The sequence below is a fragment of the Streptomyces aurantiacus genome (genome assembly GCF_027107535.1).
Taxonomy (GTDB): domain Bacteria; phylum Actinomycetota; class Actinomycetes; order Streptomycetales; family Streptomycetaceae; genus Streptomyces.
In genome coordinates, this window is the sequence record NZ_CP114283.1 from 954,542 (window position 1) to 966,746 (window position 12,205).

The 12,205-nt window shown below is 72.9% G+C and carries 6 protein-coding genes; 1 reads left to right on the top strand and 5 read right to left on the bottom strand.

All coding sequences use genetic code 11. From position 1 onward, the window contains the following. Positions 1-27: 27 nt before the first annotated feature. The 5 genes from O1Q96_RS05995 to O1Q96_RS06015 form a co-directional block, all read right to left on the bottom strand. Positions 28-2,292, bottom strand: coding sequence for a bifunctional glycosyltransferase/CDP-glycerol:glycerophosphate glycerophosphotransferase (locus O1Q96_RS05995; RefSeq protein ID WP_269247172.1), 2,265 nt, complete (start codon positions 2,290-2,292; stop codon positions 28-30). Between the two features lie 151 nt (positions 2,293-2,443). Beyond that, on the bottom strand, positions 2,444-3,247 hold the full coding sequence (locus O1Q96_RS06000; RefSeq protein ID WP_269253497.1) for a carbohydrate ABC transporter permease: 804 nt from the start codon (positions 3,245-3,247) through the stop codon (positions 2,444-2,446). A 107-nt stretch (positions 3,248-3,354) separates the two neighbouring features. After that, positions 3,355-4,707, bottom strand: a complete 1,353-nt coding sequence (locus tag O1Q96_RS06005; protein WP_269247173.1) for a carbohydrate ABC transporter permease — start codon at positions 4,705-4,707, stop codon at positions 3,355-3,357. Between the two features lie 9 nt (positions 4,708-4,716). Continuing rightward, a complete protein-coding gene (locus tag O1Q96_RS06010) occupies positions 4,717-6,108 on the bottom strand; it encodes an ABC transporter substrate-binding protein (protein ID WP_269247174.1) in 1,392 nt (463 codons plus the stop codon). 262 nt (positions 6,109-6,370) lie between these two features. Then, entirely contained in the window at positions 6,371-10,030 is a 3,660-nt protein-coding gene (locus O1Q96_RS06015) for an FHA domain-containing protein (RefSeq protein ID WP_269253498.1), read from the bottom strand. 426 nt (positions 10,031-10,456) lie between these two features. Here O1Q96_RS06015 and O1Q96_RS06020 point away from each other — a divergent pair, with 426 nt between their 5' ends. Continuing rightward, positions 10,457-12,151, top strand: coding sequence for a serine/threonine-protein kinase (locus O1Q96_RS06020; protein WP_269247175.1), 1,695 nt, complete (start codon positions 10,457-10,459; stop codon positions 12,149-12,151). The last annotated feature ends 54 nt before the right edge of the window (positions 12,152-12,205 follow it).

Sequence of the window (12,205 nt, forward strand, 5' to 3'; positions counted from 1 at the left end):
TGTGCCTGGGGATGGGACCGGAGTGCTTCAGGGTCTGTCAACGACGGGAACGGAAACGCCGGATGTCGGGACGGTGGTGAGAGGTGAGAGCGTGTTCCGGTCCGCGGCCGACGGCACCGGACGACGCTCCTCCAGCGGCACCACCGCGGGCAGTCCGGCCGTCTCACCGAGCACGACATGGCGTACGACGCGCTCCGCGGCCCGCCCGTCGTCGTAGGGGCAGAAGCGCTCCCGGAACGCCGCTCGCAGCTGCGCGGAGCGCGAACCGCGCCAGTGGCCCGTCGCGAAGATGTCGATCAGCTCGTCCTCGCTGCGCGCGACCGCGCCGGGCGGGAAGGCGCGCAGATCGAAGTAGGTGCCCCGGGCCGCCTCGTACGCCTCCCAGTCGTCCGCGTGGATCACGATGGGCCGGTCGAGATTGGCGTAGTCGAACATCAGCGACGAGTAGTCGGTGACCAGTGCGTCCGAGGCGAGGCACAGCGACTCGACGCTCGGATGGTCCGACACGTCGATCAGCCGGCCGCCGCCGCGGGCCAGCGGGGCCCGGTACGCGGGGTGGGCGCGGGTCAGCAGGACGAAGCGCGGGCCGAGCCGGCGCAGCACCCGCTCCAGGTCGAGCGCCGCGCGCTGGGTGCGGAGGTAGTCGCGGTGCGTCGGCGCGTACAGGACCGCCACCGAGCCCTCGGGGATGCCGAGGGACTCACGCAGCCGGGCCACGTCCGTCGGCGTCGCCTTCTGGAACACGTCGTTGCGCGGCTGGCCGTACTCCAGCGTCGTGTAGCCGGACGGGAAGACGCGCTCCCAGACGAGCGTGGAGTGGCGGTTGGCCGACAGGCAGTAGTCCCACTGGTCGGCGCCGCGCAGCACCTCGGCGAAGTCCGTGCCGCGCGCCGCCGCCGGGCGGTCCTGGAGGTCCAGGCCCATGTGCTTGAGCGGCGTGCCGTGCTGCGTCTGGATCATGACCTGGCCGGGCCGCTTCACCAGCCGGCGGTCGAAGCCGACGTTGTCGACGAGGTACCTGGACCGGGCGAGCGCCGTCCAGTACGCGGCGGAGCCCGGCGTCAGCCTGCGCGTGCCCGTCGGGATCGTGTGGTGGAACTCGGGGTCCGCGATCCACGCGGTGCGCATCCCCGGCGCGAGCGTACGGAACGCGGCCTCCAGCGCCCCCGGGTTGCAGCCGTGACCCCGCCCCCCGTAGCCGGCGAACACGGCGTGGTCGGTCCGCACGGGCAGTCGGCGCTGGACGCCGTAGTGCAGCCGGAGCGCGGCCGTCCGGACACCGCGGGCCAGCGCCCCGGTGAGCCGCGCGACCCGCCGCTTGAGCCGCGTCGCCGTCCACAGCGCGCGGAACGCGCGATGACTGCCGAGGCGTACCAGCGCGTGCCGCAGCCGGTTGCCGGACGGGAGGCCCGCGTCACCCACGCGGTAACGGCGGTGGTGCGCACGGGCCTTGCGCAGGAACGCGGCACGGGTGCCGCGCGGCAGCCGGTCGCGCTTGAGGAAGACGGCCGACAGGTGGTCGACCATGCGACGGAACAGGACAGGACGCCACTGGGCCAGTTCGGGGTGCGCGTCGAGATGGGCGAAGACCCGGTCGTACTGGTCGAAGATGTCGAAGTGCCTGCTGCTGGTCGTGCCCAAAATGCTCCCCTGACGCCGCTGCCGGTAGTGGACACAGACGCGGTCGAGCGTCGCGATGGTCTCGGCGGCCATCAGGACCGGGAACGTCCAGGGAGTGTCCTCGTAGTAGCCGGGCGGGAACGCGAACCGCTCCCGCTCGACGAACTCCCGGCGGTACGCCTTGTTCCACACGACCATGAGGACGTTCAGCAGTCCCGGCCTGTCGTCGAGACGGAACGGCGCCGGGCCCTCCTCGGTGAGCTGGCCCGCCCGGACGTTGCGGACCGTCTCGCCCGACCAGAAGGTGCGCGCGTAGTCGTAGACCAGGACGTCCGGATCACCGGTCTCCTTGACGCGGTCGGCGATCTCCCGCAGCGCGTGCGGGGTGAGGCTGTCGTCGCCGTCCAGGAAGATCAGATAGTCGCCGGTCGCGTACCGCATGCCTGCGTTGCGGGCCCGGCCGAGACCCACGTTCTCCTTGAGGTGGACGGCCCGCACGCGCGCGTCGCGGGCCGCGAACTCGTCGATGATCGCACCGCAGGCATCCGGTGAGCAGTCGTCGACAGCGATCAACTCGAGATCGGTGAAGGACTGTTCGAGGACCGACGCCATGCACTCGTGCAGATACGCCTGCACCTGGTACGCGGGGACAATGACACTGAACCGGGGCAAGGGACATCCATGGGTCGGCGCGGCCATATTGCCCGGAAACGGCCGAAGGGGTTACGTGGTTACGCCGGATGCGGCATGTGGGGGACCCCGGAGCGACGCGAAGGGGGGCGGGACCGTGTCGGCCCGCCCCCCAACGCGTGCACTCAGGACGTCACTTCACGGACCCCGCCATCACGCCGGACACGAACTGCCGCTGGAACGCGAAGAACACGGCCAGTGGGATCACCATCGAGATGAACGCACCGGGTGCGAGCGTCTCGATGTTGCCGGAGAACTGCCGGGTCTGCTCGGTCAGCGCGACCGTCAGCGGCCGTGATCCGGAGTCCGAGAAGACCAGCGCCACCAGCATGTCGTTCCACACCCACAGGAACTGGAAGATGCCCAGCGAGGCGATCGCCGGCCCGCCGAGCGGCAGGATCACGGTCATGAACAGACGGGTCTCGCCCGCGCCGTCGAGCCGTGCCGCCTCCAGGAGTTCACGGGGGATCTCCGCGAAGAAGTTGCGCAGCAGGAAGATCGCGAACGGCAGGCCGAAGCCCACGTGGAAGAGGATGACGCCGACGATGCTGCCGAAGATCCCGATGTCGCCGAAGAGATCGGACAGCGGGATCAGGGCGACCTGCACCGGAACCACCAGCAGCGCCACCACGGCCAGGAACCACCAGTCGCGGCCCTTGAAGTCCATCCAGGCGAAGGCGTATCCGGCCATGGCCCCGATCACGATGACCAGGGTGGTGGCCGGCACAGTGATCCAGATCGTGTTGAGCAGGGAGTCGGTGATCTCCTCCTTGCCGAGCAGCGTCGAGTAGCTCTCGGTGGTGAGCTGGGACGGCTTGCTGAAGACGTCCCACCAGCCGGAGGCGGCGATGTCGGTCGGGTCACGGAACGACGAGGCGAGCAGTCCGACCGTCGGTGTGACCCAGAGCAGCGCGACCAGGATGAGGAAGACCCGCATGACGCCGCCGGCCGCGCCGCTCGCGAGCCTGGAGCCGAGCGAGCGCGGCGGCCGACCGGACTCCTCCACTGCCACGGGGGGTTCCTTCAGAGGTACGGAGGGTGCGGTCACCGTCGGCGCTCCCTTCGCAGTCGGCGGATGTTGACGATCATCACGGGCAGGACGAGCAGCAGCAGTACGACGCCGATCGCGCTGCCGAGGCCCAGGTCGCCGCCACCGCCGAAGGACGCGTTGTAGAGCTGCAGCGCAAGGACGTTGGCCTCGTCCTGGGTGGGCTGCGGGGCGATGATGTAGATCAGGTCGAAGATCTTCATCACGTTGATCATCAGCGTGATCAGCACGACCACGAGGACCGGAGCGAGCAGGGGAACCGTGACCCTGCGGAACACCTGCCACTCGTTGGCCCCGTCGACCCGGGCCGCCTCCAGCAGGTTGCGGTCCACCCCGGCGAGGCCCGCCGCGATGAGCACCATCGCGAAACCGGCCCACATCCAGGCGTACGCGCCGATGATGGCCGGAGTGACCAGGGACGGGCCGAGCCAGTCGACGCCGTTGTAGGCCGCCGCGAAGTTCGAGGAGGGCAACCGGAGCCGGGCACCGTCCGCCGACGCCGGCAGCGTGAACGTACCGTCGTCGCCCGCCTTCGCCGAGGCCACGACCTTGCCGTCCTTGACCGCCTCGACCTTGATCCCGGGAAGGGCCTTCTCGCCCGCGTCGACGGCGCCCTTCTCGCCCCCGCCGCCCAGCTTGAAGTCCAGCCAGACCGTGCCGGACACCCCGTCGCCCGAGGCCTCGGCGGCCTGGGCGTCCCCGGGGTCGCCCGGCACCTTGTTCGGGGCGATGCCGACCAGCGGGATCAGGGCCGGGGAGCCCGCGCTCACCGTGCCCGTCGAGGTGAACGAGCCCTCGCCGGACGCCTTGAGACCGCTCTCGGTGGACGGGCGCGCCTTCGGATACACGGACGACTCGGCGAAGGTGTCGTGCACGCCCACCACCACGGCGTTCGCCACGCCCTGGTCGGGGTCCGCCTCGTACACGAGCCGGAAGATGATGCCCGCGGCGAGCATGGAGATCGCCATCGGCATGAAGATGACGAGCTTGAACGCCGTCGACCAGCGCACCCGTTCGGTCAGCACGGCGAAGATCAGGCCGAGCCCGGTGACCAGGGCGGGCGCCACCGCGACCCAGATCGCGGTGTTCTTGACCGCGGTGAACGTGGCGTCGTCCGAGAAGATGTCACCGTAGTTGCCGAGACCCACGAAGCCCGAGCCGTCGGCGTCGTACAGACTGCGCCAGACCGAGTACCCGATCGGGTAGACCACGAGCGCGCCGAGCAGCACGACCGCGGGCAGCAGGAACAGCCCCGCCACCCACCACCGCGTACCGATCACGCTCTTGCGTTTGCCGGCGGGGGGCACCGGACCTGCCGCGCCCCCCGCCGTCGCCACCTGCGACGACATCAACGGCCGTCAGCTCTTGTACGCCTTGGCGGCAGCCGCCTCGAGAGCCTGCTGCGCGCCTTCGACGTCCGAGGGGGTCTTCAGGAAGTCCTGCAGCGCCTTCCACTCGCCCGCGCCCTGGGTGCCACCGAAGGCGGCCGGGGCCTGGTCGGACATGTCGAAGCGGAAGTCGTCACCCGCGGCGAGCAGCGCCTTGGCGATGTCCCGGGTCACGTCGTCCTTGTAACGCTCCGCGTTCATCTCCTTGTTGGGGGAGATGAAGCCGCCCTGCGCCGCCCAGATCTCGGCCGCGTCGGTCGACGCCAGGAACGTCAGCAGGGCCTGCGAGCCCTTGTCGTCCTTCAGCGCCACCGCCACGTCGCCACCGCTGACCACCGGCGACTCGTCGCCGACCGCCGGGAACGGGAAGACCTTGGCGTCCGTGCCGATCTTCGCCTTCGTGTCGGCGTTGATGTTCGCCGCGACGAAGTCGCCCTCGTAGACCATCGCGGCCGGGGTGTCACCGGAGAAGGTGTTCGTCACCGACTTGGGGAACTCGGTGCGCAGGGCGCCGGCCTTGCCGCCCGCGATCAGGTCGTCCTTGCCCCACAGCTGCGCCAGCGTGGTCAGGGCCTCCTTCACGGAGGGGTCGGTCCACTTGATCTCGTGCTTGGCCAGCTGGTCGTACTTCTCCGGGCCCGCCTGCGAGAGGTAGATGTTCTCGAACCAGTCGGTGAGGGTCCAGCCGTCCTGCCCGCCGATGGAGACCGCGGGCGAACCCGCGTCCGACAGGGTCTGCGCGGTCTGCACGAACTCGTCCCACGTCTTGGGCTCGGCCGTGATGCCCGCCGCCTCGAACGCCGCCGTGTTGTACCAGACCAGCGACTTGTTGGCGGCCTTCGCGTAGACGCCGTACTGCTTGCCCCCGACGGCGCCCAGGTCCTTCCAGCCCGTGGAGAAGTTCTTGTCGAGCTGCGCCTGTGCCTCGGTGCCCAGGGGCTTGACCCAGCCCTTGTCGGCGAACTGCTGGAGGACGCCGACCTGCGGCAGGAACGCCACGTTCGGCGGCTTGCCGCCCTGGATCTTCGTGCCCAGGAAGGTGGAGGTGTTGTTGCCGGTCGGTACGAAGCTGACCTCCGCGCCCGTCCGCTTCTCGAACTCGTCCAGGACCTTGGTGAAGTTCTCCTGCTCGGGTCCGGTCCAGACGGCCGCGACCTCCAGCTTCTGGCCGTCGAGCTTGGGGAGCTCGACACTGGCGGCGGCGCCGGTCTCGCTTCCCCCGCCTCCCTCGTCGCCCTTGTCGTCGTCACCGCCGCACGCCGTGAGCGTGAGCGCCATCGCCCCCGCGACGACGGCGGCCGCGGCCTTCGCGGTTGCGCTCTTCCTGTAAGGCCTGTTGATACGGAGTGTGCTGCTGCGCATGACTTGCCCCGTTCTTCGTCGAACGATTCGGCGCTGTCCCGTGCGCTCTTGGTCTACGCCCGTGCGCTTGCACGCGGCAAGGGCGCCTGCGGTGTCAAGGGCGTGATCGTAACCGCGTCGTGACGTGGGGCTGGGGCCGACGGGGCGAGTTGTCGGCTGTCGGCGGGTGGGGCCGGCCGCGCGGTTCCCCGCGCCCCGGAGAAGCGGGGCCCCGCCCCTGCTTCCCAGCCTGGACGGCCGGCGGGGGCACAGGGCCCGGCGGTCACAGGAGCGACGGCACCTCCGTCGCCGAGACGGAGCGGGCGGCCCGCTCCAGGGCACTGGCCAGCAGCGCCAGGTCGGTGGGCCCGTTGCCCAGCTCGCGGACGGGCCGCCGCGCGGGCGGATCACCCATACGGGCCCACTCCAGCGGCACGACCGTGGGACGCAGCGTCGCCGTGCGCGGGATACGGCCCGTGACGCGGCCGCCCTGGAAGGGCGTCGACCGACTGGCCGGTCCGCTGAGCCTGCCCCGCCCGGGCGACGGCTCCTCCGGACCGGACCCGGGGGTTTCCAGGACGACCCGGAGGCCGGCCCGCCGGGCCAGCTCCGTCTCGTCCGTACGGGCTCCGCCGCCGGTCGCCGCAACCAGGTGGACCCCGAGCCGCTCACCGTCCCGGGCGACCGATTCGAGGGCCCGTACGACGGAACCGGCGGCCGGGCGCCCGGGGGAGCCCAGCGCGGGGGAGAGCAGGGCGTCCAGATCGTCGACGACCACGACGAGCCGGGGGAGCGGGGGGCCCGCGTCCGGCCGGGAACGGGCCGCGGCGGGCCGCAGCCGCAGGGTGGAGCTGGGAGGTGTGTCGAGATCTCCGGCGCCGGAGGCGGAGCCGGAGACCGTGCCCGTGGCCTGTCTGGCCGCGGAGCCCGCCGAACGCTGGGCGACGACCCGGCCCGACCTCTCCGGACGCGCGTGCCACTCGGCGAAGTCGAGACGTCCGAGCAGCTCGGCCCGCCGCTTCAGCTCGGCGGACAGGGACTGCGCGAACTCCCGCATCCGTACGGGATCGTGGGCGCCCAGGTGTGTCGTGACGTGCGGCAGGTCCGTGCAGACCTGGAGCCCGTCCCCGCGTGCGGCGGCGCCGCCGGTGCCCGTGCCGTCCCGGCCGTCGACCAGCACGATGCCGAGCCGGTCGGGCCGCTCCGCGGCGGCCAGCGACGCGGCGACGGAACGCAGCAGTTCCGTACGCCCGCTGCCGGACGGGCCCTCGATCAGCAGGTGCGGGCCCTCGTCCGTGAGGTTCACGCAGACGGGGCCGCGCGGCCCGGCGCCGAGCACGGCCGTGGCCCGGCCGCCGAGCGCCTCCGCGTCGTCGGCCGCGTCCGCCCAGCGCGCCATCAGCGACGCGGGGGTGGCCCTCGCCAGGCCCAGCTCGTCCAGCAGCCGAGCGGACTGGGGCAGCGGCGCGGACACGCGTGTGTGCCGCTCGCCGGCCGAGGCCTCCGTGCGCAAGGGCGCGAGGGCCCGTGCGAAGCGCTCTGCCCACGCCATGGAAACGGCGTCCACCGCGGCGACCGTCCCGTGGCCGACGGGCCCGCCCGGCCCGCCGGGCGTCTGGGGGCCGGGAGCCACGCGCAGCAGGCGCAGGGCCGTCGCCACGTCACCGCTGAGCAGCGCGACCGCTCCGCAGTCCCGGAACGCGGGCGACACCGCGCAGGCCGCCTCGTACGTGTCGGCCACGGGCGAGGCGGGTGAGGCGGCCGGTGTCTCGGCGAGACAGATGACATGGATGCCGACCTGGGGACCTTCGGACGCGAGCCGTGACACGGCTTCCCGCACGCCGGCCGAGCCGGGGTCGCCGTCCACCACGACGACGGTGTGGGGACCGGGCCACTCGGTGTCCGCCGGGTCGTCCGACCGCGCCCAGGAGGGCCGCCGGCTCCTGCCTCGCGGATCACCGGTCTGGGTGCCGCTGCGGGGGAGCCCCAGGTGGGTGACGTTGCTGTCGCGTACGGCGGGATGGCTTCCGTCGGCGGGCGCGAGGGTGCCGGGGTCGTGCGCGCCGGAGGCGTCCCGGCCGCTCCGGCCGGTGGCGTACGGGTCGGTGGGGGCGGCCGCGTCGGCGCCGTCCGGATTGCCCGGGCGGGACGCGAAGGCCCCGCTGTCGTCCGGTGAGCCGGCGCCGAGCCGGGCGTGCCCCCGCTCGGCGGCGCGTCCCGTCTCCGTCAGGTGGTCCTCCAGACGGCGGATCAGCTCCTCCGTACGCGCCGTCGCCTGTTCGCGGTCGTAGGCGAGGAGGAGGCGGCAGTCCTGGCCGTGCGTGGGGCGCAGGTGGGGCAGCCAGCCGAGCCATGACCACTCGGCGGTGCGCTCCTCCAGGGAGCGCGAGCGGTCCGTGCTGAGGAGGGTGATCTCCAGCGAGTCGGGGGAGTGCAGCGCGGCGAGCTGGGCCACCACCGCGCGCGAGAGCCCCGAGAGGCGCTCGCGCGGCCCGGCCAGACCGAGCGCCCCGACCTCCCGCAGTCCGGTGGTCACCGGGACGGCGGGCAGCAGCCCGGAGCCGTCGGGCGCGCTCCGGTCCGCCGTGCCCAGCCGGACGGTGAGCGTTTCCTGGTGTCCCGGTCCGCGCTCCCACAGCCGCGGCCCCGGACCGAGCGCCGCCAGCAGCAGCGCGGCGGGATCGGGCCACCGCTCGGGCTCGGGTGCGCCGGGGTCGACGGGCTCGGCGGACGGTGCCTCGTACACCTCGTACGTCTCGTCCTCGGGGTCCGGCTCCTCGCTCCGGCCGCCCGCCAGCCGGCGGGCCCACGCGGAGAGCCCGCGCCTGCGGGTCACGGGCGTGCCTCGCAAAGGGGTGCCCTTCCGCTTGCCCTCACCGGGTCCCTGGCCTTCGCCGAGTCCCTGACCCTCCACGGGATGCCGGGCGTCCGTGGTCCGCTCGGACGGCCTTCTGGGGTCGTCGGCGCGCTCGATCCTGGGTGCCCCGCTCTGGCCGGGCACCATGTGCGGCCCCGGGGGCAGGTGCCCCTGGGCCTCGGTGGCACCGCCCTCGGCGGCGCCCCACCCGGCCGTGCCGTATCCGTGATGGGTCTCCCCGGCAGGTGGGGCGACCGGGGAGCGGGAGTCCCCGGAGGAGCCCCCGTCCCGAGCGCGGGGCACCCTCGCGGCGGAGGCCTCGGCCCCGGTGTCGCCGGAGGCGGCGGGCGCTCGGCCCTGCCCCTGACGCTCTCCCGTTCCTGTTCCCGTCCCCGGTCGGCCGGGCGCGGGCTGCGGAGTCGGCCGGTCCCGCCCGGGGGCCTCCGGCGCCGCCACCACCCGTACGTGTCCCTCGCCGTCCGGAGCGGTCTCCCGGATGTCGGCCGGTTCGCCCGGCGGGGCGAGGCGCAGGGCCGACTCGCCCACCCTCAGCAGCGCCCCCGGCGCGAACCGCACCGGGCGCTCGCCCACGCGCCTGCCGTCCAGCACCGTGCCGTTCGTGGAGCCCAGGTCCGCGACCGAGACGTGGCCGTCCGCCGCGACGGTCACGGCGCAGTGCAGACGGGAGACGTCCGGGTCGTCCAGAGGCACGTCGGCGTCGGCGGAGCGGCCGATGTCGATCCGGCCGCCGTGCAGCAGATGGACGCCCCCGGCGTCGGGCCCGGCGACCACGCGCAGCTGCGCGGCGGCGGGATCGACATCGGGACCTGGCTGCGCGGGGGAGCCCAGGGACAGCACGGCGCCGTCCATGAGAGGTGGCTCACCCAGCGTGCAGCGCTGTGCGTCGAGCCGCTCCGCCTCCGCGTACAACACCCCGGCGCCCTCGCCTCCGACCGCCGAGGCGAGGCCGGAGGCCACCGCCGCGAGCGCGGTCCCGGCGGGTGCTGTGACCAGCACGTCGCAGGACGCGGGGCGCCCGTCGGGGCGTGTGCCCAGCGGGTCTACGACGGTCAGCCGGATCTGCATCGCCGTCAGCGGTCCCTTCTGTCGCGGGTGCCCGCGACGGAGCTGTCCCACGGTCCCCCACCGCAGATCCCCCCACCGCGCACGGGCACGTCGGCCAGTACGGAAAGCATCCTCGCACCTGCTACTGACAACACGCCCGTCCTCCGCAGGCAAGTGATCTTGATTGGTCGGCTCTGCCCGCAAAAGTGCCTGACCAATGCCCGGTTGAGATCGGTCACGTCAAGATCCGGCAACCAAACCACCCGAAGCGAGCGTCTTTTCATCGAACACATACGGGAAAGCGCCACGTAATGCATGGGTGGGCGAGGCGGAGGAAACCGCAGCACGACGACAGCCCGGTGCCGTGTTCGGCGGCATTAGAGTGGGGCGGAACCACCGGTACCACGGTGGACGGACCAGGCAAGCAAGCAGCAGGGAGCGCATGACGTGCGGCCGGTAGGCAGCAAGTACCTGCTCGAGGAGCCACTCGGGCGCGGCGCCACGGGCACCGTCTGGCGGGCCCGCCAGCGGGAGACCGCAGGTGCGGAAGCGGCGGTGGCCGGTCAGCCCGGCGAGACCGTGGCGATCAAGGTCCTCAAGGAGGAGCTCGCCAACGACGCGGACATCGTGATGCGGTTCCTCCGGGAACGCTCGGTGCTGCTGCGCCTGACCCACCCGAACATCGTGCGCGTACGGGACCTCGTGGTCGAGGGTGATCTGCTGGCCCTGGTCATGGACCTGATCGACGGTCCCGACCTGCACCGCTACCTGCGCGAGAACGGCCCGTTCTCGCCGGTGGCCGCCGCCCTCCTCACCGCCCAGGTCGCCGACGCGCTCGCCGCCAGTCACGCCGACGGTGTCGTGCACCGCGACCTGAAGCCGGCGAACGTCCTGCTCCAGCAGAACGGCGGCCAGATGCACCCGATGCTGACGGACTTCGGCATCGCCCGTCTCGCCGATTCGCCGGGCCTGACCCGCACCCACGAGTTCGTCGGCACGCCCGCGTACGTCGCGCCGGAGTCCGCCGAGGGCCGCCCGCAGACCTCCGCCGTCGACATCTACGGCGCCGGAATCATGATGTACGAGCTGGTCACCGGGCGTCCGCCGTTCGGTGGCGGGTCCGCTCTGGAGGTCCTCCACCAGCACCTGAGCGCCGAGCCGCGCAGGCCCTCCACGGTTCCGGACCCGCTGTGGACCGTCATCGAGCGCTGTCTGCGCAAGAACCCCGACGAACGGCCCAGCGCGGAGAACCTCGCCCGCGGCCTCCGTACGGTCGCCGAGGGCATCGGGGTGCACGCGAACTCCGCGCAGATCGCCGCCGCCGAGGCCGTGGGTGTTCTCCTCGCCCCCGATCCGGCGCCCGCCGCCGTGCCGGGCATCCCCGGGGCCGCCGACCCCACCCAGGTGCTTCCGCAGGGCGCCGCCGGCTACGACCCGAACGGCGCGACCAGCGTCCTGCCCCACACGGGCGCGGGCGCCGCCGACCCGACCGCCGTACTGCCCCACCGCGGCGCCGCCGACCCGACCGCGGTGATGCCGCCGGTGCCGCCGAACCAGCCGGGCGGCGGCCCCGAGGACCCGCACCCCTGGCAGAACCAGCTGCGCGCGGCCCGCGACCGCAACGAGGCGACGCAGGTGCAGTCGTACGTCGACCCGAACGAGGATCCGCTGAGGCGGCGCCCGCAGCGGCAGGTCGCCCGGCCGCAGCAGCAGCCCCAGCCGCGCCAGCGGCCCCAGCAGCAGCGCCCTCAGCAGCGGCCGCCGCAGAACCAGCCCGGATACGGCTATCCCCAGGGCCAGGGACAGCAGCCGCAGGGGTACGCCCCGCAGCCGCCCCAGCCCCAGCAGCAGCGGTACGCCCCGGCGCCGCAGCAGCCCCAGCAGCCCGCGCCGCGTCCGCCGCGCGAGCCCCGGCCGCCCCGGCAGCGCGGCGGCAGTCCGATGAGGATCCCCGGGCTCGGCTGCCTCAAGGGTTGCCTGTTCAGCATCGTCATCCTGTTCGTCGCCGGATGGCTGGTCTGGGAGCTGAGCCCGCTCCAGGGCTGGATCGGGACGACCAAGGGGTACTGGGCCCAGCTGTCGGACTGGTTCGGCACGGTCTCCGGATGGGTCGAGAAGCTGGGCGGAGGCTCCGGGGCGTAGCCCCTTCGACGGCGACGGGCCGTTCCAGGTGTTTTGGGACTTTGATCCCCTGAA

Excerpts from the sequence above, each read along its gene's own strand:
- O1Q96_RS06000 (WP_269253497.1), bottom strand. The coding sequence starts at position 3,247 with ATGCGGGTCTTCCTCATCCTGGTCGCGCTGCTCTGGGTCACACCGACG.
- O1Q96_RS06010 (WP_269247174.1), bottom strand. The coding sequence starts at position 6,108 with ATGCGCAGCAGCACACTCCGTATCAACAGGCCTTACAGGAAGAGCGCA.
- O1Q96_RS06015 (WP_269253498.1), bottom strand. The coding sequence starts at position 10,030 with ATGCAGATCCGGCTGACCGTCGTAGACCCGCTGGGCACACGCCCCGAC.
- O1Q96_RS06005 (WP_269247173.1), bottom strand. The coding sequence starts at position 4,707 with ATGTCGTCGCAGGTGGCGACGGCGGGGGGCGCGGCAGGTCCGGTGCCC.